26 protein-coding genes are annotated in these 23,881 nt (G+C 34.4%); 14 read left to right on the top strand and 12 right to left on the bottom strand.

All coding sequences use genetic code 11. The features are described from left to right. The first annotated feature begins 56 nt into the window (after nt 1–56). Entirely contained in the window at nt 57–1,637 is a 1,581-nt protein-coding gene (locus NBT05_RS06975; RefSeq protein ID WP_265772775.1) for a sulfatase family protein, read from the top strand. A gap of 113 nt (nt 1,638–1,750) precedes the next feature. On the opposite strand, the gene dgt is transcribed toward NBT05_RS06975, so the two are convergent. The 4 genes from dgt to NBT05_RS06955 form a co-directional block, all read right to left on the bottom strand. After that, complete coding sequence (dgt, locus tag NBT05_RS06970; RefSeq protein WP_265773217.1) at nt 1,751–3,100, bottom strand: dGTP triphosphohydrolase; 1,350 nt, start codon at nt 3,098–3,100, stop codon at nt 1,751–1,753. Between the two features lie 178 nt (nt 3,101–3,278). Continuing rightward, the gene (locus NBT05_RS06965) at nt 3,279–3,578 is read right to left on the bottom strand and encodes a hypothetical protein (RefSeq protein ID WP_265772774.1); all 300 of its coding nucleotides are present in this window, start codon (nt 3,576–3,578) and stop codon (nt 3,279–3,281) included. A 371-nt stretch (nt 3,579–3,949) separates the two neighbouring features. Further along, nucleotides 3,950–6,418, bottom strand: a complete 2,469-nt coding sequence (locus NBT05_RS06960) for a ribonucleoside-diphosphate reductase subunit alpha (protein WP_265772773.1) — start codon at nt 6,416–6,418, stop codon at nt 3,950–3,952. A gap of 297 nt (nt 6,419–6,715) precedes the next feature. Further along, the gene (locus NBT05_RS06955; protein WP_265772772.1) at nt 6,716–7,693 is read right to left on the bottom strand and encodes a ribonucleotide-diphosphate reductase subunit beta; all 978 of its coding nucleotides are present in this window, start codon (nt 7,691–7,693) and stop codon (nt 6,716–6,718) included. 710 nt (nt 7,694–8,403) lie between these two features. Between NBT05_RS06955 and NBT05_RS06950 the strand changes: the two genes are divergently transcribed. Both NBT05_RS06950 and NBT05_RS06945 read left to right on the top strand, forming a co-directional pair. Continuing rightward, nucleotides 8,404–8,946, top strand: a complete 543-nt coding sequence (locus tag NBT05_RS06950; protein ID WP_265772771.1) for an RNA polymerase sigma factor — start codon at nt 8,404–8,406, stop codon at nt 8,944–8,946. After that, nucleotides 8,946–9,692, top strand: coding sequence for a tetratricopeptide repeat protein (locus tag NBT05_RS06945; RefSeq protein WP_265772770.1), 747 nt, complete (start codon nt 8,946–8,948; stop codon nt 9,690–9,692). Before NBT05_RS06950 ends, NBT05_RS06945 begins: the two co-directional genes overlap by 1 nt. A 292-nt stretch (nt 9,693–9,984) precedes the next feature. Here the strand turns inward: NBT05_RS06945 and NBT05_RS06940 are convergent, their stop codons facing one another. Further along, nucleotides 9,985–10,557, bottom strand: a complete 573-nt coding sequence (locus tag NBT05_RS06940) for a DUF3109 family protein (RefSeq protein WP_265772769.1) — start codon at nt 10,555–10,557, stop codon at nt 9,985–9,987. A 190-nt stretch (nt 10,558–10,747) separates the two neighbouring features. Here NBT05_RS06940 and NBT05_RS06935 point away from each other — a divergent pair, with 190 nt between their 5' ends. Both NBT05_RS06935 and NBT05_RS06930 read left to right on the top strand, forming a co-directional pair. After that, entirely contained in the window at nt 10,748–11,320 is a 573-nt protein-coding gene (locus tag NBT05_RS06935) for a MarC family protein (protein ID WP_265772768.1), read from the top strand. Nucleotides 11,321–11,330: 10 nt separating this feature from the next. Next, complete coding sequence (locus NBT05_RS06930; protein WP_265772767.1) at nt 11,331–11,528, top strand: hypothetical protein; 198 nt, start codon at nt 11,331–11,333, stop codon at nt 11,526–11,528. 19 nt (nt 11,529–11,547) lie between these two features. On the opposite strand, the gene NBT05_RS06925 is transcribed toward NBT05_RS06930, so the two are convergent. Genes NBT05_RS06925 through NBT05_RS06910 form a run of 4 tightly spaced genes read right to left on the bottom strand, consistent with a single transcriptional unit; the run spans nt 11,548 to nt 14,595 of the window. Then, nucleotides 11,548–11,856, bottom strand: coding sequence for a hypothetical protein (locus tag NBT05_RS06925; protein WP_265772766.1), 309 nt, complete (start codon nt 11,854–11,856; stop codon nt 11,548–11,550). Nucleotides 11,857–11,885: 29 nt separating this feature from the next. Beyond that, the gene (locus NBT05_RS06920; protein ID WP_265772765.1) at nt 11,886–13,475 is read right to left on the bottom strand and encodes a S41 family peptidase; all 1,590 of its coding nucleotides are present in this window, start codon (nt 13,473–13,475) and stop codon (nt 11,886–11,888) included. Further along, nucleotides 13,475–13,906 (bottom strand): deoxycytidylate deaminase, encoded by a 432-nt coding sequence (locus NBT05_RS06915; protein ID WP_265772764.1) that lies wholly within the window; start codon nt 13,904–13,906, stop codon nt 13,475–13,477. Before NBT05_RS06915 ends, NBT05_RS06920 begins: the two co-directional genes overlap by 1 nt. A gap of 26 nt (nt 13,907–13,932) precedes the next feature. Next, nucleotides 13,933–14,595 (bottom strand): HupE/UreJ family protein, encoded by a 663-nt coding sequence (locus NBT05_RS06910; RefSeq protein WP_265772763.1) that lies wholly within the window; start codon nt 14,593–14,595, stop codon nt 13,933–13,935. Between the two features lie 62 nt (nt 14,596–14,657). On the opposite strand from NBT05_RS06910, the gene NBT05_RS06905 reads away from it, so the two are divergent. After that, a complete protein-coding gene (locus NBT05_RS06905) occupies nt 14,658–15,488 on the top strand; it encodes a mechanosensitive ion channel family protein (protein WP_265772762.1) in 831 nt (276 codons plus the stop codon). 178 nt (nt 15,489–15,666) lie between these two features. Here the strand turns inward: NBT05_RS06905 and NBT05_RS06900 are convergent, their stop codons facing one another. From NBT05_RS06900 to NBT05_RS06890, 3 genes are all read right to left on the bottom strand, one after another. Further along, entirely contained in the window at nt 15,667–16,131 is a 465-nt protein-coding gene (locus NBT05_RS06900) for a DUF1801 domain-containing protein (protein WP_265772761.1), read from the bottom strand. A gap of 5 nt (nt 16,132–16,136) precedes the next feature. Next, entirely contained in the window at nt 16,137–17,087 is a 951-nt protein-coding gene (locus NBT05_RS06895) for a 2-hydroxyacid dehydrogenase (RefSeq protein ID WP_265772760.1), read from the bottom strand. Between the two features lie 192 nt (nt 17,088–17,279). Next, the gene (locus NBT05_RS06890; protein ID WP_265772759.1) at nt 17,280–17,576 is read right to left on the bottom strand and encodes a hypothetical protein; all 297 of its coding nucleotides are present in this window, start codon (nt 17,574–17,576) and stop codon (nt 17,280–17,282) included. Between the two features lie 652 nt (nt 17,577–18,228). Here NBT05_RS06890 and NBT05_RS06885 point away from each other — a divergent pair. From NBT05_RS06885 to NBT05_RS06850, 8 genes are all read left to right on the top strand, one after another. After that, complete coding sequence (locus NBT05_RS06885; protein WP_265772758.1) at nt 18,229–18,558, top strand: NHLP leader peptide family RiPP precursor; 330 nt, start codon at nt 18,229–18,231, stop codon at nt 18,556–18,558. A 15-nt stretch (nt 18,559–18,573) separates the two neighbouring features. Beyond that, the gene (locus tag NBT05_RS06880; RefSeq protein WP_265772757.1) at nt 18,574–18,924 is read left to right on the top strand and encodes an NHLP leader peptide family RiPP precursor; all 351 of its coding nucleotides are present in this window, start codon (nt 18,574–18,576) and stop codon (nt 18,922–18,924) included. After that, the gene (locus NBT05_RS06875) at nt 18,925–19,287 is read left to right on the top strand and encodes an NHLP leader peptide family RiPP precursor (RefSeq protein ID WP_265772756.1); all 363 of its coding nucleotides are present in this window, start codon (nt 18,925–18,927) and stop codon (nt 19,285–19,287) included. It abuts the gene before it with no gap. Nucleotides 19,288–19,315: 28 nt separating this feature from the next. Next, entirely contained in the window at nt 19,316–19,627 is a 312-nt protein-coding gene (locus tag NBT05_RS06870; RefSeq protein WP_265772755.1) for an NHLP leader peptide family RiPP precursor, read from the top strand. Nucleotides 19,628–19,770: 143 nt separating this feature from the next. Next, nucleotides 19,771–20,097 (top strand): NHLP leader peptide family RiPP precursor, encoded by a 327-nt coding sequence (locus NBT05_RS06865; protein ID WP_265772754.1) that lies wholly within the window; start codon nt 19,771–19,773, stop codon nt 20,095–20,097. 284 nt (nt 20,098–20,381) lie between these two features. After that, nucleotides 20,382–20,735, top strand: a complete 354-nt coding sequence (locus tag NBT05_RS06860; RefSeq protein ID WP_265772753.1) for an NHLP leader peptide family RiPP precursor — start codon at nt 20,382–20,384, stop codon at nt 20,733–20,735. A gap of 222 nt (nt 20,736–20,957) precedes the next feature. Then, nucleotides 20,958–22,130, top strand: coding sequence for a hypothetical protein (locus NBT05_RS06855; RefSeq protein ID WP_265772752.1), 1,173 nt, complete (start codon nt 20,958–20,960; stop codon nt 22,128–22,130). Between the two features lie 502 nt (nt 22,131–22,632). Beyond that, nucleotides 22,633–23,682, top strand: coding sequence for an alpha/beta hydrolase (locus tag NBT05_RS06850; protein WP_265772751.1), 1,050 nt, complete (start codon nt 22,633–22,635; stop codon nt 23,680–23,682). Nucleotides 23,683–23,881: the final 199 nt, after the last annotated feature.

Here is a 23,881-nt window from a genome sequence, read left to right as displayed (position 1 = left end):
CTCTAAAAGAATTCAATAAATTTGTTTTACTTTTAGCAAAATATAATTTAATAGTCATGAAAACCATTTTTCAGTTAATACCTCTTCTTTACATTTTCCTTTTTATAAGTTGCAAATCAGAAACTAAGAAATCAGATACAAAAGATGATACGTTAAGTGCTGAAGTTATCAAAGAAAATGATCCTAACATTGTCATTATTTACCTGGATGATTTAGGGTACGGAGATTTAAGTTCTTACGGAGCCACAGAGTTATCTACTCCTAATATTGATGCGCTGGCAGAAGGTGGTCTTAAATTCACGAATGGATATGCATCTTCAGCAACCTGTACTCCCAGTAGATATGCTTTATTAACCGGAATGTATCCCTGGAAAAATAAAGATGCCAAGATTTTACCGGGAACTGCCCCGCTTTTAATCAGTACGGAACAGCAAACTTTACCCAAACTTCTAAAAACACAAGGATATAAAACCGCAATTGTAGGTAAATGGCATTTAGGTTTGGGAACCGGTGTGGTTAACTGGAATGAAAAAGTAAAACCGGGTCCTAACGAGGTAGGCTTTGACCAATCATACATATTAGCTGCAACTCAAGACAGGGTACCTACGGTTTATATAAAAGATGGTAACGTGGTTGGTTTAGATAAAAACGATCCGATAGAAGTTAGTTATAAAAAGAATTTTGAAGGGGAACCTACGGCAATTGACAATCCGGAAATGGTAGAGATGAAATGGCACCACGGACATAATAGTAGTATTGTAAACGGTATTGGTAGGATTGGGTTTATGAAAGGTGGTGATAGTGCCAAATGGGTAGATACGGAGATGGCGGATCATTTTTTAAAGAAAGCTCAAGATTATGTAAAGGAAAACAAAGACGAACCTTTTTTCTTGTATTATGCAATGCAGCAACCGCATGTTCCCAGAACGCCACATCCGCGATTTGTAGGTAAATCAGGAATGGGCCCAAGAGGTGATGTAATTTTAGAAGCTGACTGGTGTATCGGTGAGTTTATGAAAACCTTAGAAGAAGAAGGTATTTTAGAAAATACTTTAGTCATCTTCTCCAGTGATAATGGTCCTGTATTAAACGACGGATATTATGATGATGCTGTTGAAAAGATAGGAAACCATGATCCTAATGGTGGTTTAAGAGGTGGTAAATACAGTATTTTTGAGGCTGGTACCAGAGTTCCTTTTATTACTTACTGGAAAGGTAAAATTGAGCCCGGAGTATCTGATGCTATTGTTTGTCAAATGGATTTATTAGCTTCCCTGGCAAATTTGACCGGTACGGAAGAAACTACTACGGATAGTAAAAATGTTCTGGATGCTTTACTAGGTAATGCAGAAGAAGCTCGGGAAAGTTTAATCCTTGAAGCTTCCGGAAGAACTGCTTTAAGAAAAGGTGACTGGTTAATGATCCCTCCATATAAAGGAGAGAACTTCAGAAAAGAAGTAGGTATTGAAGTGGGTAGTTTTCCTTACCCGCAATTATATAACTTAAATGAAGATATGGGTCAAAAGAATAACCTGGCAGAAGCAAACCCCGAAAAACTTGAAGAAATGATGACTACTTTTACATCTTTAAGAGGAGCAGACAATGCTGCGGACGTTAAAGAAATTCAGTTTAGATAAAGCGTACTACTACTTAAATAGTTAAGTCATAAAGAAGAAGTGGTTTGGATAGTTTACAACTGTTTAAACCACTTCTTTTATATAGCTAAATCAGTATTAAATAACTTGAATCTTCATTTAGCTACACTTGTGCCTTTAATTTTTTGAAATTTTAGAACCGCATTACCATCCGTAAGACTGGCTACGTATTTACAAATACTAATCAAACGGGTATAAAGGTCCAGGGACTGATAAGTAAAGCAGTCTTTTTCGGATTTTAAGATAAGCTTGTCGTAGTTTGTACACTCGTTTATAGTATAATTATCAGCAGCAGTACAATAGCAGTCTAATAGTGTTTGTAAAATTTCATATCCGGCAATTTCTTTTTCCAGCACTTCAGGACTTTCATAAATTTCTTTAATACTGGTTTTTAAAATATCCTCTATTTGGGCTTGATATTCACTTTTGTCGAGTAAAGCAGTGGCAAAAGTTCCGGATAGAATCTCTTCTTCATATTTTATAAAAGTATCCGTTGCCTCCTGTATTAAAGTATTGATTGCCAACGCCCTTAAATAGCTTAACCGATCAGCAGTGGTATTGAGTTTACCATATTTCTTAGTATTAATCGAATTTTTAACCAGTTTTATTAAATATTCCAGCGCATATTCTTCATCAATTAACCCCAGGTTAATCCCGTCTTCAAAATCAATAATGGTATAGCAAATATCATCAGCTGCTTCTACCAGAAAGGTTAAGGGGTGTCGGCTATAAGTTGAGGCATTATCTATCTTATGCAGTAGCAAACCGGTTTCTTGAGCTACGTCTGTAAATTGTTCTTCTTCAGACTGAAAGTATCCGTATTTTTTATGGGCAATATGATGGGTAGGTTTATAAGGTAAAGACGCTTTAGGATATTTAGTAAATGCACCCAGGGTTGCATACGATAAACGTAGTCCGCCCTCAATGCCTTCTCTGGATTCGGTTAATATTTTAAAGCCGTTAGCATTTCCTTCAAAAGAAATTAAATCCTGATATTGTTCTGATGTTAATTGGTCTTTATATTTTTTACCTGCCCCATTTTTAAAATATTCGCCTATTGCTTTTTCACCGGAATGCCCAAAAGGTGGATTTCCAATATCATGCGCTAAAGCCGCTGCCGCTACAATTGCTCCAAAATCATTAAACTGATACCCATGGATTTCGGAAAGTTGCGGATGTTTTTCTAAAATTTGTTTTCCGGCTAAACGACCTAGGGAGCGCCCTACTACGGAAACTTCTAAACTATGGGTAAGCCGGGTATGTACAAAACTGGTTTTAGACAGGGGGATTACCTGGGTTTTGTCCTGTAAACTCCTAAACGCGGAAGAAAAAATAATACGGTCATAATCTACCTCAAACCCCAATCGGGTTTCATCCTGTTCTTTACGGATTCTTTTTTGTGTATCTCCTTGTCTTTTTAAAGAGAGTAGTTGCTCCCATTTCATTTGAGGCATAGAACGATTTTTTCAAATTAAATGCAAGTCAAATATAAGGTTTAGAAAAAAGAATGAATGGAAGTAGTTGGAACTTTTCGAAATTAGCTAATAAAGTGTAGTTTGTTAATCTTTGACCGGTTGATGAAGTTGGTAGACTTGCTATTTTTAATCGCTATATACCTTTGCGCTACTCCGTATGCATTCCTATATCCGGAAAGAAAGCCTCCTGAAAGGCAGTTACCATAAAATAGACCAAAAAACCCGAACAGGTAAGTCCTATGATCCAAAATAGCGTAATTGCTATGTTATGCATACGTTTTTTAAAAAGCATTCTTTTTCGGTCTCCAATCGATTTTTTATGAAATACTTTCTGTTGCTTATTCGGTTGTTTGATTACAAATCCGCAACTTCTACAGGAGATGGTGCTGTAGGTAATATCATTATTACATTGAGGACACAAAGAATGATGGATGGTTAGGTCTTCCATATTTTGTCAGTTTCAGAGATTTAAATGTAGTAAAAAATAGATATAAATAACAAAATTTTAACAATAAAAAACTATTTTTAAAGTAGTGTATTTATGGTTTCACCCTATTATTACACATATCTTCTTTTATAGATAACGCTAAATCATGGTATTATCTTATGTTTTTCTAATTTGAATTTCTAAAGTAGTAAAGTATGGTTTTATGTGTGTTCTTTTTAAAATTAAACTGCTTCGATTATAAAGTTTATAGCAAAAAAAAAGGAGACCTTTATAATTCAGCCTCCTTTTTACTACACTTATTAAAAAAATTTCCTGTTTGTAATCAGTCTTGTATAGGCACCCCTATTGTATCAAATAATAGTACGTTCTTACTATGATCCGCACATCAGGCAATCATCTCCTTCAGCTTCTTTTGATTGTGCTATCAAAGCTTTTAGTTCTTCCGGGCTTAAAGATGTTCCTTCTGTAGTTACGGTAGGTTGCGAACTTACTTCAACCGCACCATTTACCTTAGTTTCCCTGATTTTTGTGGTAGTTGCAATGGTTTCTTCAATCAAAGGTTTCTTTTTTTTTGCGTTACTTAATGTAAATTTGATAGCATCTACCGCAGATTTTGTTCGTAAGTAGTACATTCCTGTTTTTAAACCACTTTTCCAGGCGTAAAAATGCATAGAGGTCAGTTTTGACATTGTTGCCCCTTCCATAAATAAATTAAGAGATTGTGACTGATCGATAAAATACCCTCTATGGCGAGACATATCAATAATATCCTTCATACTCAACTCCCAAACTGTCTTATAAAGATCTTTAAGTTCCTGCGGTATCCCGTCAATGTTCTGAACGGAACCGTTAGCCCGCATGATGGCGTCTTTTAAGTCATCGCTCCATAGTCCTAAGTTTACTAAATCTTCTAAAAGATGTTTGTTAACCACGATAAACTCTCCGGAAAGCACGCGTCTGGTATAAATATTACTGGTGTAAGGTTCAAAGGCTTCATTATTTCCTAAAATCTGTGAAGTGGAAGCGGTAGGCATAGGCGCTACTAATAATGAATTCCGAACCCCGTTCTTAAGGACTTGCTTACGTAGTTTTGCCCAGTCCCAACGACCACTTAATTCTTCATCTTTAATCCCCCAAAGGTTATATTGAAATTCTCCTTTGGAAATCGGGGAACCTTCATAACTTTGATATGGACCATCTACTTTAGCCTCTTCCATAGAAGCGGTAACTGCTGCAAAATACAAAGTTTCAAAAATTTCCTGGTTCAGTTGCTTAGCTTCGTCACTGGTAAAGGGCATGCGCAATTGAATAAAGGTATCTGCCAGTCCTTGTACCCCTAATCCAATAGGACGGTGTCTTATATTTGAGTTTTCTGCTTCTTTTACCGGATAATAGTTACGATCAATCACCCTGTTTAGGTTTTTAGTAACTCTCTTGGTAATCCTGAATAATTCTTTATGATCAAAGGACCCGTTCTTTACAAACATCGGTAAGGCAATGGATGCCAGGTTACACACTGCTATCTCATCAGGGCTGGTATATTCTAAAATTTCCGTACATAAATTGGAAGAACGGATAGTACCCAGGTTTTGCTGGTTTGACTTTCTATTAGCCGCATCTTTGTACAACATGTACGGGGTACCGGTTTCAATTTGGGATTCTAATATTTTCTCCCATAGTTCCCTGGCTTTGATCGTTTTTCTTCCTTTTCCTTCGGCTTCGTATTGCTCATATTTCTTTTCAAAAGCTTCTCCGTGCATGTCATAAAGCCCCGGGCATTCGTTAGGACACATCAGCGTCCAGGTCCCATCGGTTTGTACTCTTTCCATAAATAAATCCGGAATCCACATGGCATAAAATAAATCCCTGGCGCGCATTTCTTCTTTTCCGTGGTTCTTTTTTAAATCCAGGAAATCAAAAATATCCGCATGCCACGGCTCTACGTAAATAGCAAAAGAACCTTTACGTTTGCCCCCACCCTGGTCTACATAACGTGCTGTATCATTAAAGACTTTAAGCATAGGCACGATCCCGTTTGAGGTCCCATTAGTACCGGCAATATACGAACCGGTGGCTCGTACATTATGAATAGAAAGCCCGATTCCTCCGGCAGATTGTGATATTTTGGCCGTTTGTTTTAAGGTATCATAAATACCATCAATGCTGTCATCCTTGGTGGTCAACAAAAAGCAAGATGACATCTGAGGTTTAGGTGTCCCGGAGTTAAAAAGCGTGGGAGTTGCATGCGTAAAGAATTTTTTAGACATCAACTCATAGGTCTCGATAGCTGCGTCCAGGTCGTTAAGGTGAATCCCGATAGAAACACGCATTAACATATGTTGTGGCCGTTCTGCTATTTTACCATCAATCTTTAATAAATAGGACCGCTCCAAGGTTTTAAACCCAAAATAATCATACCCGAAATCCCGATTATAAATAATGGTAGAATCTAACTTTTCTTTATTTTCTTTAATTACTTTATAGACCTCATCTGCAATTAAAGGCGATTTTTTACCCGTTCTCGGATTAATATATTCGTATAAATCCGTAACTACCTCAGAAAATGTTTTCTTCGTATTTTTATGTAAGTTAGAAACCGAAATCCGTGCTGCTAACTTTGCGTAATCCGGGTGGGTAATTGTCATGGTTGCTGCAATCTCAGCCGCCAGGTTATCCAGTTCACTGGTAGTAACCCCATCGTATAAACCTTCTATGACACGCATTGCAACCTTTACCGGGTCTACCAGAGGATTTAAACTATAGCATAGTTTTCTTACTCGGGCAGTGATTTTGTCAAACATAATCGGCTCTTTATGGCCGTCTCTCTTAATTACATACATATGCTTCGGGATTTTTTGTGGTTTTTATTTTTATTAAAATTTGAGGTTTCCTTTACTATTTCAAAGCAGTTTTCCAGTCGGGAAATACTACTATTATTATTACATCAATTCTTATTTTACCAAGTAATCAACTTTAAAAAAAGTCAAACTGAGCCCGTTCCATCAGCGGCTATACTTAAAATTACGGTTGCCAGGTTAACTATAGCCGCCGTGATAGGCTCAGAATGATACTAGTTGTTTAAAAATCAAACTAGTTCTGTTTGATTTTTATAGTTTGTGTGTGAGTTATGGTTTTTATTAAAATTCAGCGTCAAAACTGATTTTATCTTCTTCTGCATCTTTAGTTAACACCCCGGCTTTCTGGTATTCGGATACTCTTTTTTCAAAGAAATTTGTTTTTCCTTGTAAAGAAATCATATCCATAAAGTCAAACGGATTAGCAGTTCCGTATTCTTTATCACATTCTAGTTCTACTAATAAACGATCGGTGACAAACTCCAGGTATTGCGTCATTAAATTGGCATTCATCCCAATCAGGCTAACCGGTAAAGATTCTGTAATAAATTCTCTTTCTATATTTAATGCATCTACGATAATTTCTCGAATACGTTCTTTAGGCACTTTGTTAATTAAGTGATGATTATGTAGATGTACGGCAAAATCACAATGCACCCCTTCGTCCCGTGAGATTAACTCGTTAGAAAACGTAAGTCCTGGCATCAGACCTCTTTTCTTTAACCAGAATATAGAACAAAAAGCCCCGGAAAAGAAAATCCCTTCTACTGCGGCAAAAGCAATCAACCGCTCTGCAAAAGAATCGGATTCAATCCATTTTAATGCCCAATCCGCTTTCTTTTTAATTGCCGGAAAGTTCTCTAATGCCTGGAATAATCGATTTTTTTCCTTTTCATCTTTTACGTACGTATCGATTAATAGAGAATAGGTTTCCGAATGGATATTTTCCATCATAATCTGAAAGCCGTAGAAAAACTTTGCTTCACTGTATTGAACTTCATTGACAAAGTTTTCTGCCAGGTTCTCGTTTACAATACCATCAGATGCTGCAAAAAAGGCAAGGATATGTTTGATAAAATAACGTTCATCATCATTTAGTTTAGCCGACCAATCCGTGAGATCCTGATGTAAATCAATTTCTTCTGCCGTCCAGAAACTGGCTTCTGATTTTTTATACCACTCCCAGATATCATGATGTTTAATAGGGAAAATTACAAATCGGTCTTTATTTTCTTCTAAAATTGGCTCTACTGCATTCATAAGGGTGTCTTAAAATTTGATATTTTTCTTTTTCGTAGCTGTAGGACTAATCCTAACTTTAAAAACAATTACAAAAGAATTTTTACCCCTTTATTTCCACTTTTTTGGTTCTATTGCCTTAGCCATACAACTAAAAAATAATTTCAATAACAGACAAAAATCAATTTCTGGTTCTTTATTAGAAAAGCTTCGATCAGTTCTTTAACAAAGATCAAAAATAGAAGCCTGTATTCAACAAAAAGTAACGAGAGCTTTTCAACAAAGTTTTCAACATGAAAAAGTGATAGTACACATTTTACCTTTTCAACTTCACTAGTTAAAATTCTAAATTACAGTTATTTACAACTGAATTGCTTATAAAAATTAATACTTACTCAATTACCTTATCAAGCCTTTAAACATACGGCTTCCGCATGGTTTTCAACAGATTTACTAACGGTTTTTGATAAGCGGTTTTTAACTGATTTTGGTACAAAAAACTAATCAAAAAACAGCTTTAAAAAATAAAATTTCGATCTTTATTTCATTTTTAAATTCTAATTTTTTGGACTCAATACGTATGAAATTTCTTATTTTGAAAAAACCTAATTTTATCGTTTAAAATGTTAGCTTAAATCAAAAAAACTTATTTTAATTTGGAATCTTATTTTTACTTTTAAATAAAATAGTACCTTCCTTTTCTTCCAAAGAATCATCAATTCATTCTATTTATGAAAGAAGAAATACGTTTATTAAAAAAAGGAGGGAACCATTCTTTAGAAAAAATGTATACCTCTTATCGTACTTCGTTTATACAATTTGCCGGAAAGTATGATCTTACCCATGATGATGTGATTGATATTTATCAGGAATCTTTTATTGCTTTACGTGAACATGCTATCAGAGGAAAATTAGACGATATTAAAAGTTCTGTAAAAACGTACTTATTTAGTATTGGAAAATATAAAATCTATGACCTTTTAAAGCAGAAGCAGAAGACAACGACCTTTGAAGACCTTCCTGAAGATACGGAAACCGAAGCCTTGTCTTATATTTTTAAAGAAGCTGAACCATCACCACAAAGCAAACGGTTACATGAATCTTTTAAAAAATTAGGAAAAAGATGCCAGGAAATGTTAACCTTGTTCTATTACCGCGGACTAACTATTGACGAGATTACCCTAAGCCTGGGCTACGAAAATAAAAGTGTAGTTAAGAGTCAAAAATCCCATTGTTTAAAAGCCCTAAAGGAACTTATTAAAACACCGTCATAATGGAGAAAGATATATTACTTGACAAGTATATACAAGGATCTTTGAACCCCGAAGAAACATCCTTGTTTGAAAAGTTAAAAGAAGAAAACCCGGATTTAAAAGATGAAATTCGTTTTCTAAATGATGTAAGAGAAGTTGCAGGTCGGCAGAATCGTATGGATTTAAAAAAAGACTTAAAACGCTTTGAAGAAAGGATTCATACATCAAAATCGACAACGTCAAAGGTATTACCCCTTTATCAAAAATGGATTGCGGCGGCAATTATATTTCTAACAGTTGCACTGGCCGGGGTTGCTATATGGCAATCTTCCAGAATCAATACCGATCAATTATATGCCGTTTATTTTGAACCTTACCAAAATGTAGTGTTGCCTTTTACCAGAGGTAATAACTCTGAAAAAAATGATTCGGAAAAAGAGGCTTTTCTTGCCTATGAGCAAAAAGATTATGAGCATGCCGTCCTGGAGTTTCAAAATGCCTATGAACAGTATAACCGTCCTTATTTATTATTATACCAAGGTAATTCGCAATTAGCCTTGCAGCAATATGATAAAGCTGCTCGTACTCTGGAAGATTATCTTGCCCGAAACGGAAAACTAACGGATCGCGGGATGTGGTATCTTTCTTTAGCATATCTAAAACTAAAGCAAACGGATAAGTCGATATATATGTTAAAAGATTTGATCAGAAACAGTTCATTTAAAAGGAAAGAAGCCCCGGACTTACTTAGCGAAATTGATAAGTAACTGCTTCTTTTTATTAATTTTAGTCATAATTATGTAGAACGAAGCTATAATTATATACCGTTAAAACTTAGTAGAACCATTAAGTCATTTATCCAAAGCCCAAGATGATTGATATTTTAGTCAAAAAAGCTATTCTCGATATCCTCGATCGAATAAAAGACAGGCAATTTTTCTTCATTTTTATTACGAAAAGACACTAGAAACGACGCTTTTTTATCTAAATATACGATAGTTATAGTTTTACATCTTACTACAAATTGATCGAAAATACTATTACCGATCTTGTCTTTTTTTATTTGGATAAATACTGTTGAGCTATTTTTTCTAACTCCTGATACCAATTGTCTCCAAACTTGCGCTGTAAGGCTTCTTTTACAAAAGTATAAACGGGAACCTGTAATTCTTTCCCTAGTGTACAGGCGTCATCACAGATATACCATTTATGGTAGTTAACCGCTGCAAACTCTGTATATTGCTGCACCCTGACCGGGTATAAATGACAGGAAATGGGTTTTTTCCAGGTAATGGCTCCCTGATTGTAGGCTTCTTCAATACCACATTTGGCTGTTCCCTTTTTATCAAAAATTACGTAGGCACATTCTTCTCCCTGCACCAGTGGGGTCTCAATTTCGTCAAAATCATTTTTAATGGTAGTTCCCTGCGCTTCGATAGCTGCAATACCTTCGGGTCGTAGGTATTTTTTAATCTTTGGATAGATGTCTTCCAGTATAGCTTCCTCTTCTGTTTCAACCGGGGCACCCGCCTCTCCTTGTACACAGCAAGCCCCTTTACAAGCTGATAAATTACACACAAAATCTTTTTTAAAAATTTCTTCTGAAACGATGGTTTTTCCTAACTGAAACATTTGTCAAAGGTACGAGATATTCAATAAAAAGTATGAATCCTGAATAGTAAAACTGTACCCTGTTTTAGTTTTAAATAAAAAAATACTGCTATGTGTTAAAACCCTGAATATTTGACAATTGTACTTATTTGTAGATATTATATACAAAGAACAACGTACTTTTGCACTCAAAATTTTTAAATCCCAAATTATGAATTTTGACTTAAAAGAAGTACTAACTGCCAGTATGATTTTATTTGCGGTTATTGATATCATCGGTAGTATTCCTATCATTATAGGTTTGCGTAATAAAGTAGGACATATTCAAAGTGAAAAGGCATCTATTGTTGCAGGCATTTTAATGATTGTTTTTTTATTTGTAGGAAAGAAGATTTTAAACCTTATTGGGATAGACGTTAACTCCTTTGCGGTTGCCGGTTCTTTTATTATCTTTTTTATTGCCCTTGAAATGATTTTAGGCATTCAGCTATATAAAGATGATGCTCCGGAAACGGCTGCTGTGGTACCTATCGCTTTTCCGCTGATTGCAGGTGCCGGAACAATGACCTCGCTATTATCCCTACGATCAGAATATGCGACTATTAATATCATCATTGCTGTTTTAATAAATATTATCTTTGTATACATTGTCCTTAAGTCTTCTGGGCGTATTGAACGTTTTTTAGGTAAACAGGGGATTAATGTTATCCGGAAAATCTTTGGTGTGATTCTTCTGGCTATTGCAGTAAAATTGTTTGCAACTAATATTAAAGGTCTTTTTTAACTTATAGCTTATGAAATATTTAGTATATATCTTACTTGTTTTGGCTTCGGCACTTGCTGTTTATAATGCAACCTTACTTAATTTTACAAATTTATTAGAAGGTAATAGCAGAATTGCTGTTTACAGTATTTTAGGTTGCGCCAGTGCTATAGTTTTATTAATTACCTTATTAATTTCTTATAAAATTAAGGAAAAAGCGCAAGGATAGGTTATCATTTTTAGGATCATCAGATAATAAATAATACTGCTATCACAACCACTATGGGTAAGGTTGCTATTGCCAGGATCATAAAAATGTAATGTAATTTTCGGTATCGAAGGGAATTTTTAAGTCTTTTCTTTAGTTTTTCATCGTTAGAATCTTCAATTTGTTTTTTAATCAAACTATTAGACACATAAGCGGAATCTAATAGAATATCATGGTCCAAAAATATAGAGGCACTATTATCAAGTAGCCTAAAAGTTACCGCCAGAATAAAAAATAGCAAAGGTGAACATATGGCAACTGCCATTAAATATTCCTTGATCTCGAACATAAAAGTGACGTACTTGCCTGGTTAGTATTTTACGAATTCTGATATAAAGATAAAACTTTATTCACCATACGATCTTCTTTATTCAGTATTTGTTCATAGGCACTGCTATTATAAAGTTGCCGGGCAATAATTGCTTTTAGGTATTTTTTTAATAGATCCTGGTAATTGGTAAGGTTCATATTAATACCAACTTCCTCAGCATAAGACATAAAACCGTCAGCCATTGTATCATCTACTACAAAATTGTCTATAAAATCAGTTCTTGACCAATCCTGGTAGGTTGCCCTATCTTTATCAATTTGTTCAAATACATACCGACCCATAAATCCGTTACGCACCATATAACTTAAGGTTTCACTTGCTCTTGATCCTTCTTTACCTACAAAAATATCTGGTATGATCCCGCCACCGCCGTACACAATTTTACCACCGGGTGTCCTAAACTTTAAGGAGTCTGCTACCTGGATACTATCAGCGCTTTGTAATTCCCCGTTGCGATATCGTTCCAGGTATTCGTTAAAATAAGCTTTGTTCCCGTTCTTTTTATAAGGTCTCTGAATGGACCTACCGGTCGGAGTATAATACCTCGAAATGGTTAGACGTACTGCGCTCCCGTCACCTAATGACATTTCACGTTGTACCAGACCTTTTCCATATGATCGGCGACCAACAATGGTGCCCCGATCATTATCTTGTATGGCACCTGCAAAAATTTCGCTGGCAGAAGCTGAATTTTCGTTTAGTAATACGTACAAATCCCCTTTTTCAAAAATACCGGTACTGGAAGCGTAATTATTTTCAATAGTTCCTTTTTTATTTTTAGTAAACATAATTAATTTATCATCTTCCAGGAATTCATCGGCAATTTTAAGGGCCGGGGCTATAAAACCGCCTCCGTTATCCCTCAAGTCTATAATCATAGAAGCAGCTCCTTCTTTTTTTAATTTACGTAGGGCTTTTTTAAATTCGGTAAACGTAGTTTCGGCAAAGCGGTTAATTTTTATGTACCCCATAGAGGAGGTAAGCATATAGGTGGCATCAATACTTTCTAAAGGTACTTTACCCCTGGTTACGGTAACGTCAAAAGTTCCTCTGCCATGACGGTATACTTTTAAGCGTACCCGGCTATTTAACTCCCCTCTTAGTTTACCGGCTAATTGGCTTTGTTGCAATTGAGGGCCGTACAGCGTGTCGTTATCCGCCATCAATATACGGTCTCCCGCCTTGATCCCCGCCTGTTCGCTAGGTCCGCCTTTAATCGTGTTAATTACGGATATGGTATCGTTATAGGGATAGTAGGTAACTCCGATCCCGATAAAATCACCCTGCATATTTTCAGTAATACCTTCCAGTTCTTCCGGAGAAATATAGGTAGAATGCGGATCTAAATTTTCTAAAATTCGATTAACAGTTACATCTACAATACTATCCGTATCAATTTCATCTACATATTCGTAATCAATGTAATCAATTAAGCGGTTTAGCTTTTCTTTTTTAGAATTATACGTAAAAAGTTCGGCGGCCGGATCATCAAAATCCAGTCTGCTTCCTAAAAAAACGCCGGATCCCATTGCAACTCCGATAACCAGCGGTAAAAATTTCTTTGAATATCCTCCCATCAATTGTCTAAATCCGAAATATGGTCAATTAATACTCCTGCTTTTTCTAAAAACTCCAATCCTGAATTGTCTTTATAGGCATTTTGATACACAACTCTCTCAATCCCGGCCTGGTGAATCAATTTACTACATTCGCGACAGGGAGACAAGGTAATATACAAGGTTGCTCCCTTACATGAATGTGTAGAAGAAGCTACTTTTAAAATAGCATTTGCTTCTGCGTGTAATACGTACCACTTAGTATAGCCTTCTTCATCTTCACAGGGATTTTCAAAGCCAGTAGGGGTGCCATTATACCCGTCTGAAATAATCATCCGGTCTTTTACAATCAATGCTCCTACTTTTTTACGTTTACAATGTGACAAATTACCCCATTCACGAGCAATGCGTAAATAAGCTTTATCATATCGTAATTGTTTTAATGCTGGCATTTAATTCAGGTAAGCTTGTATCACAATTAAAAAATCCAATTATTCTGTACCATAGGGATGGTCATTCCTATAACAACAGAAGCTATGACCAGTACCCAATCCCGTTCTGCAACTTTAAAGAATTGCTGTACCAAAAACCCAACCAATAATACAACTACCACTAATAGTAATTGTGACAGTTCAATCCCGGTAGCAAACGATAATCCGGGTATTAATTTTGCTCCGGTATTACTACTAATCACTTTAAAATAGTTAGAAAACCCAAAGCCATGTATCAATCCGAAAAATATAGTTATTCCAATAAAAACAGGAGATAAAGCTTGTTGTTTTAAACTACCGGACCTGACTACTACAAAAATAGCAGTAATCAGTATGGTTACCGGAATTAAAAATTCGATCATATTTTTATTAATACTTACTACTTTATAAATAGATAAAAATAGAGCTATGGTATGACCTAAGGTAAATGCGGTTACCGCCCACAGTACTTTCTTCCAGTGATCTGCAGAGAATGATACTGCCAGTACCGTTAAAAAAAGAATGTGATCATAAGCTTTCCAATCAAGTACGTGATAGAAACCTAATTGTACATACAGCCAAAATTCAGACATTAAGTGTGCTTTTGAGGTCTCTGCTAAAATACAATAAATGCCGTAAATGCAAAAAGATACAAATTTTAAAGTATTCATAACCTTTTTGAAATTTTGGTAATATCCGATTACATTTGTTAAAATCTTAAAATTAATATCTTATGGAAATTCAAACCTGGATTGATCAGGGCATCGCGTTTGTTGTTGATTTTGGCCCAAAAGTTATTGGAGCTATTCTTATTTTAATTGTAAGTAATTGGGTAATTAAAAGAATTATCAAAATTGCTAATAAATCCATGCAAAAAGTGGATTACGATCCGGGATTGGAAAAATTCTTGGTAAGCATTTTAAGATGGGGGCTTTGGATCCTGGTGATTATTATGGTTCTAGGAACCCTAGGGGTTGAAACCACTTCTTTTGCTGCCGTATTAGCCGCTGCAGGTCTAGCTATCGGACTGGCATTACAGGGTTCGCTATCCAATTTTGCCGGAGGGGTACTTATCCTTATTTTTAAGCCATTCCGCGTAGGAGATGTCATTGAAGCACAAGGCCAAATTGGAGCAGTTAAAATGATTGATATTTTTACGACTAAAATGACGAATTGGCAAAACCGGGAAATCATTATTCCAAACGGAGCTTTGTCTAACGGAAATATCATTAACTATACTTCACAGGGAACTGCTAAAGTTGATATTACCATAGGCATTGGGTATAATGATAATATTAAACAAGCTAAGGAAGTATTACTAGGGGTTTTAAACGATCATCCAAAAGTATTAAAAGACCCTGAACCACAGGTGGCTGTCAGTGAATTGGGAGATAGTGCTATTGTTTTAATTGTAAGACCAGCCGTATTAGTTGAAGATTACTGGACTGTTTTATTTGATGTTTTGGAAACCAGTAAAATGAAACTGGATGAAGCCGGAATTTCTATTCCTTATCCTCAAAGAGACGTACATTTATTTCAGGAGAATCTACCAGGTAAGGCTTAATTTTGATATAAAACAACATTAGTGTCCTGTAAAGATGCAAGACCCGCTTGCGGACGGGCAGGTTGCTATTGCTTCTGGAATCAAAACTAATTATTACAATATTGAAAATCAATAATATAAAATTATCTTGGACACTAAATGATAAAATAAATACATAAAGCTGAAGGAATTTATTTCTTCAGCTTTTTTTATAGATAACCCTTTCATAAGTTTCTATCCATTGTTGCGGAGTCCATTTAGCAGCTAGTTCTGCTATAAGCGTGTAGGGTATGTTGTTTACCTTTTTAAAACGAATACAACTTTTACCCATATCTAATTTAGTTTTGACATGTTTTGTATACTCCTCCTTAAACCAGGTTAGAAGGTTCGGATCAGCATATATTCCCATATGATGTAGGGCTATGTAATTTTTTTGCGAAGCCAGATTTATAAAAGGCAGAGGTTGGTTAGGTTGGCAGTGATAGCCCTTTGGATATAAATTAAGAGGCACTACAAATCCTATCGTCCTATTATTTATTTCTTCTGAAAAACCTTTAGGTAAGTTATCTTTAATGACTTTTCGTAATTTTCGGATAGGTGTTATTCGTTCCTCCGGAAGGTTGTTGATATAACTTTCAATACTTGGTAAGGGCTCTTCTTTCATTCTCTTTAGTTTTGTACACCAAATTGTGCTATGATCTTATCTACGATAGTTTGTGCAAGTTTTCTTTTAGATTCAACCGTCCAGCCGGCAATATGCGGACTTAAAATGACCTGTTTCATACTTAAAAGTTCTTGTAATGCATCCGGCATGCTTTCTTTACTTCCAAATAACTGTTCAAACGACAGTTTTTCGTATTCCAGAACGTCTAGTCCGGCTCCAAGTATCTTACCGTTTTTTAAAGCAACCATCACATCTTCTGTTACCACACTTTTACCCCTGGCAGTATTTAATAACCAAAATGGATTTTTAAAGTTATTAATAAATTCCTGATTCACCATTTTATCCGTCAAGGGAGTCCAGGGGGTATGTAGGCTTACCACTTCAGCTTTATTAAACAATACGGATAAAGGTACTTGTGTTGCATTTTGATCACCCACATTTTCTTTTATATCGTAACAAAGCACTTCTACCTCAAAACCCCGAAGTTTTTTAGCAAAAGCCTTTCCCATATTTCCGTACCCGATAAGCCCTATGAATTTTCCATCCAATTCAATTCCACGATTTTTTTCGCGGTTCCATTGCCCGTTTTTTACTTCTTCGTTTGCATTGATTAAGTTATTAAATAACGCTAGTAACATTCCAAGTGCATGCTCACTAACAGCATTACGGTTTCCTTCGGGTGCGGAAAATAGATGGATTCCTTGTTGTTTAGCAAAATTCAAGTCAATACTTTCTAATCCTGCCCCTACTCGACCAATAAATTTAAGATGGGTTGCTTTACTTAAAAAAGAACGGTCTATAGCAAAACGACTACGGATGATAATTCCGTCATAATTACTAATTTTTTCCTCAATTTCCTTTTTATCCGAAGTGTAGTCCGTATCATTATGATAACCTGCTTTATCTAGTTCAGCAATAAGCAGAGGATGGTTGTTATCAAGGTGTAAAATCTTCATACGTCTTTTTTAGTTTTGAAACTGAACTAAAATCAAAAGTACAAAACTAAAACTGCCTGGTTGAGGTTGTTTTTTTTAGGGGTGTTCGACAATTTTTAGGATTGTAACTTGAATTATACTTAGGTAGTATTAAAATAGCGCAACTCAACAAAGAGTTACGCTATTACACATTTACTAAAAAAGGAAGTCGAATTAAGTTTCAAGTCCGCTCACATATTCGACAATTTGTGTAGCCATTTGATCGGTTTGATTTTGATAATCCAAAATATTATTTTTCTGATAATAGGAAAAAGCATAGTTATTTGCAAAATCCTGCAGGTCAAAATAGTCAGGATGTCTTTGATAAGATGCTTTGATCTTTACGTATTGCTCTTTGACATGATTCAGGTCAAAAAGGCATAACGAATTATTACTACCTGCTTCCATGAGCATGTAGATAAAATCATCTATCTTTTTTAAAAAGCAACTATGGTGGTCGAGTTTGTTCATTATTTAGGGCTTATAATTGATAAACTATCGGAGCATCAGCGAATAAGCTGTTGCAAACATATAAAATTTTTCATTAATCTGTAGGTTAAGTTGTCCTCAAATTAAGTTTTTTATCCCTTAAAAACAAAAATTTTTTCTCTTAATGTTAAAAATAAGTGCTAAATAAAGATTTCCCTTTTAACAAGTATGATAAGACCGTAGTTTTTTTGAAGCAGAGGGGAAAAGGTACAAAGTTGCAGAGGTGTAGAGGTGTAGAGGTACAGAGATGCAAAGTTATAAAGTAGCAGAGGTGCAAAGTTACAAAGTTGCAGAGATGTAGAGTTGTAGAGTTACAAAGTAGAAGAGAGGTAGAGATGCAAAGATATACAAGTATATAGATTTTAAGAATCTTAGATTCTTTGGTACTTTGAGGCTTTGAAACTTTGCGTCTAAGATTCTTATAAACCTAGTAACATAATAACTTAATAACGAGTAAAAGATAACTTAGCAACCACAATAACTAAAAAACTTCTGCCTAGTGCCTTTTGCCTAGTCAACTAAAAAAAGGTATTTCCGTCAGTGTATTTGGCATTTTTATCTATACTTCACGACCTAATTTTACCATCAAGAAAGCTGCTAAAAGTTAGTAGCATCATCATCAAAAATTATTTACATGGAATTATCTAAAGAACAACAACTGTTCCAGCAGATTATTAACGAAGCCTGGGAAAATGAAAGTTTTAAAAAGGACTTAATAGAAAATCCAGTACAAGCTATCGAAGCCTTAACTGGGGAAAAGTTAAACATCCCTGAAGGAAAAACCTTGGTAGTAAGAGATCAGACGGATGAATCTACCGTATACATTAACATCCCGGCAGCAATACCTGTTGATGCGGAACTAAGTGAAGAACAATTAGAAGCGGTTGCTGGGGGAAGAAATGATATACCAAAATGGATTATCCCAAATTTCCCTTCCCCTTTTGACCCAACACCAGAAATGTAATTAAAAACTAATATTATGGAACTTACAAAAGAACAAGAGTTATTTCAACAAATTATTAACGAAGCTTGGGAAAACGAAGGTTTTAAAGCTGAATTACTAGAAAATCCGGTACAGGCGATAGAAACTTTAACCGGTGAAAAGTTAAACATCCCTGAAGGAAAAACGCTGGTAGTAAGAGATCAGACAGATGAAAATACGGTATATATCAATATTCCAGCAGCAATGCCTGTTGAGGATAATGATGTAGAGTTAAATGAGGAACAACTAGAGGCGGTTGCCGGAGGATATGAGCTAATAAAAAGACCTCTTATTTTCTACCCTAGACCTTCACTACCCTGGGAAAAAATTAACACTGCAAAATTTTAAATGATGGAACTAACAAGAGAACAACAATTGTATCAACAAATTATTAACGAAGCCTGGGAAAACGAAAGTTTTAAAGAGGAACTACTTGTAAATCCAATACAAGCCATTGAAACCTTAACCGGTAAAAAGTTAAACATTCCCGAAGGAAAAACGCTAGTGGTACGTGATCAAACGGATGAGAATGCGGTATACATCAATATCCCCGCAGCAGTAGATACGGCAAATGTAGAGTTAAGCGAAGAGCAGTTAGAAGCCGTAGCCGGAGGAATTGAAATACCTATCATCAAATTTGGTGATCCGCAAATATGGGATCCTACTATCTGGATTGACGAAAAAGCTCCGGACAACTTTCCTTTTGGGTAATTAATTCATCAAAAAACGAACAGTTATTATGGAAGTATCTAAAGAGCAAGCACGCTACCAACAGATCATCAATGAAGCCTGGGAAAATGAAAGTTTTAAACAAGAGCTAATCGCTGATCCGGTAGCAGCCATTGAAGCCCTAACTGGTAAAAAGTTAAACATTCCTAAAGGAAAAACGCTGGTAGTACGTGATCAAACCGCAGAAGATACGGTATATATTAATATTCCTACGGCACCAGCCGAAGATGTAGAACTTAACGAAGATCAACTGGAAGCGGTTGCGGGGGGTAAATCAATAATAGAAATCTTTAATGATGTCTTCGGAGATTTTTTAAAATAAATTATTCATCAATCGAGGCAAGCATACTATTCTTTTACCAGTCATTTCGAGCGAAGTTGAAAAGTAATTTATCAAAACTTCTCTAGCTCACTCATAGATTACGGAAAATAGAATGGAATGCAAACTTTATAAACTAAAAACAAATGACATCTACAGAACAACAACAAAAAGGACAAGAAATCCTAAACACTATTATCAAAAAATCCTGGGAAGATGAAAGTTTTAAACAGGAATTGATTGCTAATCCAGTTGCAGCAATTGAAAAACTCACCGGAAAAAAATTAAACATCCCGGAAGGTAAAACCTTAGTGGTACAAGATCAAACAAATAAACATTTTATTTACATTAATATTCCAACCAAAAGAGATTTGGACGATATTGAATTGAATGAAAAAGAATTAGAGATCATTGCAGGTGGAAGAGATTTTCGATATAGAGACCATCCGATACTGAATTGGATTATTCAATAAAACCTAATTAGTATTGTGTTAAAATTTTAAAGGTAAAGTTGATAGTGTTTTCGGCAGATCGTTACTAAGGCATGGAAAAGTGAAGCCTCTAAAAACAGAGTTGAATTACAATCCTATTGAAGCAATAGAAAAATTAACCGGAGAAAAGTTCAATTTACCTGAAGGTACAGAGTTGGTTGTATAAATGACTCATTTGATAATTTAAAGTCAACATTACCTTTTAGTTGCATTTTAAAATAACATTTATAAACAAATTAATTATTAATATTTAAAACTGAGAAACAATGAATTTAGTAGAATTGCAAAAGAAAGCAGACAGTAACTTACAAAAAATTTATGCAAAAGCATGGGAAAATGAAGAATTTAAGCAAAGTTTAATTAATGATCCTATTGCTACGCTTAATAGGATTACAAAGGGTGAATTTAATCCTGAGGGAGTAAAAATTCAGGTAAATGATCAAACAGATACTTCAACCTTATATCTTAACATTCCTGCGGATCCAAAAGAGTTAGTTGCAGATTTCGATATGGAATTAACTGAAGAAGATTTGGAAGTTATTGCAGGTGGCGTTGTAATTGATATAGAAGGAAGTTATTTATGGGGTGCGATAGAAATTGATATACACCTTGAGTGGTAGTAAATACATAAACAATGTGTATAAGGCAAATAATCTTGCTTTATACACATTGCTTATAAAATGGAAATTAACTACGCTTCTGGAATGATTTGATTATATATAATATAACAATTTTAAAATAAATATATGTTTTTAGTAAAGAACTAAGATCGGAATTGATCAACTATACCGTTGGAAAAAAATGCGTAAAAGCTCCCTAACCGTTTAACTTATTTTATCCAAATGACTATTTTAAATATACCATATTTTACTGGAGGTTTGTCGCATATGCTTCCATTACTTGCCCTAAATAATAAATATAACACGAGTATGAACAGCTATTTCTTGGCTCATAATGACCTACAAAATTTTTTAAAAAGGAAAGGTGTGAGTTGTGTACCCATAGACTATTTTGGAGATAAAACTAAGCATCTAAAAAATAGAAAACAAGCCATAGAGTATGTGATGAAAAAAGAAAAAGAGGCATACGAAAAAATAAAACCTACCTTAATCATAGAAGACTGTTCACTTACTTCCCCTCTTATAGCAGAAAAGAATAATGTACCTAGAATTTCTATTCAAAGGACAGGATTTTTTAGGTCAATTGATAAAAGTTATAGAAATCCTAACCATCTTCATTCTATGGAAAAGGCAGACTCTGTACAACCTTCATTTGCCGAGTCATCAAAAACTGCTTCCAGGTTATTGCAAAATAGTAAGTTTGATGATCAAAATAATTTTAGCGTATATAAAAGTGCCAAAGCGAAGATTATTCCTGGAATACCCTCTCTTGAGTGCCTTCCAGACAACATAGAAAATAGACCATCATATTTCTATTCTGGTCCTCTATTTATAAAAAATAAACCTTCGAAGAATCTATTAATTAGGTTAGGGATATTTTTTGAATTAAATAAAGGCAAACCTATTGTCTTTGTCACAACGGGTACTGTCGACAAAACACCTGTTGAAAAATATATTGAATACTTCGCAGAACGTAATTATGCTATAATAACTACCAATGATTGTAAAATAAGCGAACAGTATAAACATAATGTTTTTTATAATAAATTGTTGCCTTTGAATTACATTTGTAAAATATCAGATTTAGTTATCCATCAATGTGGCTCTGGAATATACCATTACCCATTGATAACAAAAACAGCATTTCTTACAATTGGAACTCAATGTTACGATCGTGAAGACATTGCACAAAGGTTACAGAAACTTGGTGTTTCTGGTCACATACCTCATCCAGATGATAATCCCAATTACTGGAATATTTTCAAAAAATTGATGAACAAATTTGAAAAAAATACATTAACAGATTATAACATGATGGATAGACTAAAAAATGAAATAGATAAAACCATGGCAAATTTTAGAATGGAAGAAGTTATAAAATTTGTACTAGCATAACATTCCATATTTATTGAGGAAAAATAAAAATTATAAACAAACTAATTGTTAGTTTTTTAATTAAAAAAATGAATTTGATCGAATTAAAAACAAATGTAGAGAGTAACCTTGCAAAAAATATATGCCAAAACATGTTAAGACTAGTCGTTTAAGCAAAGTTTAATAAATGATCCAGTTGCCACACTTATAAGATAACTGTAAGAGAATTTAAGTTTGAAGGAGCTGAAATCCAGGTAAATAATCAAACTGACACTTCTACATTGTATCTTAACATTATTGCCAATCCTCAAGATTTAGATATAAACCTCGATATGGAACTAACTGAAGAAGATTTGGAACTTATTGCTGGTTGCAGTCATTTTAAAATTAGAGGGTATAATTTGACAGGAATTAAGCTTTATATTAATATTTAGTTTGAATTTTAGTAATTTTGATTACTTCAAAGAGATATTGTATTTAAAATGGAAATTATGTCAATTATTTTGAAGAAATTTAAAATAATATGAAAATTATACGAAAACCTTTGATATATATACCATTAATCCTAATTATAGGGATAATTATATGGATATTAATTCCAAACTTTGAATCAGATTTTGATGACACCCCAAGAAAATCTACTCAATATTGGGAATTAAGTACTGGATCTAAAATTGCGTACACACAACTAAAATCAGAAGTCGAATCAATTAAATCGACAATTATCTATCTTCATGGCGGTCCGGGTGGTTATATAGACAATTCAACTATTGAAACATATAGGGAAATATCTAAACAAGGATACAACGTTTATTTATATGACCAAATAGGGTGCGGATTATCTAAAAGGCTTAAAAATCCTGATGAATATACCGTTGATCGTCATTCAAAAGATTTAAAAGAAATATTAGAAAAATTGAATGTGCCTAATGTAATATTAGTAGGACAATCTTGGGGAGGTTTTTTAGCATCATATTTTGTATCTAATAATCCTAATTTAATAACTAAATTAGTTTTAACAGCTCCAGGTCAAATCCATCCTGTCTATTCTACAAATTATGATAAATTTAACACCCCAGATTATATTTATAAACTAACAGATATTGATGAGAGAATTAATAAAATCAATACAAAAATAAATGATTTTAGTTTTAGAGAAATAATTTGGTTAAGTTTAGCGAAGGTTAGTAGAAATACTAGTTTTATAAGTGATAATAAAGTTGATGGGATTTTACACAAGATTTCTAAAGAATTTGTAAAAGCTATGGTCTGTGATTCTACCATAGTTTCAAAACCTGTAGGAAGGCCAGGAATGTATTGCTCAATGTTCACAAATCAATCCTACGAAAATGTTCCTGAAAGTATAAGAAACGATATGAAAAAATATGACAAACCAGTTCTTATATTAAAACCCGAATGTGATTACTTAGATTGGGAATTTGCTCACGAATATAAGGAACTTTATCCAAATTCTGAATTAAAGGTAATTAAAAAATCAGGTCACTCGATGAACATTGAAAACCAACAAGATTATGTGTCTGAAATAATAAAGTTTATAAAGTCTGACATTTGATAGAAGAACAGCCTACGATAATTAAGTTTGAGGTGGGATACAATGCAAAGAAGTAATTACTTAAAGAGAATCTGTTTTATTTTAAATTCAAAGTTTACTGAGAACTTTATGGATGCACTGAACTAAACCCCTTTCTAAAGCATGACCACTGATAAGGTTGTTATTGACGTTCTGGTGGTATCTCACCAAGCAACTACAT

Origin of the sequence: Aquimarina sp. ERC-38, assembly GCF_026222555.1 — a bacterium.
Taxonomy (GTDB): domain Bacteria; phylum Bacteroidota; class Bacteroidia; order Flavobacteriales; family Flavobacteriaceae; genus Aquimarina.
This window is presented reverse-complemented; position numbering and strand designations above follow the sequence as displayed.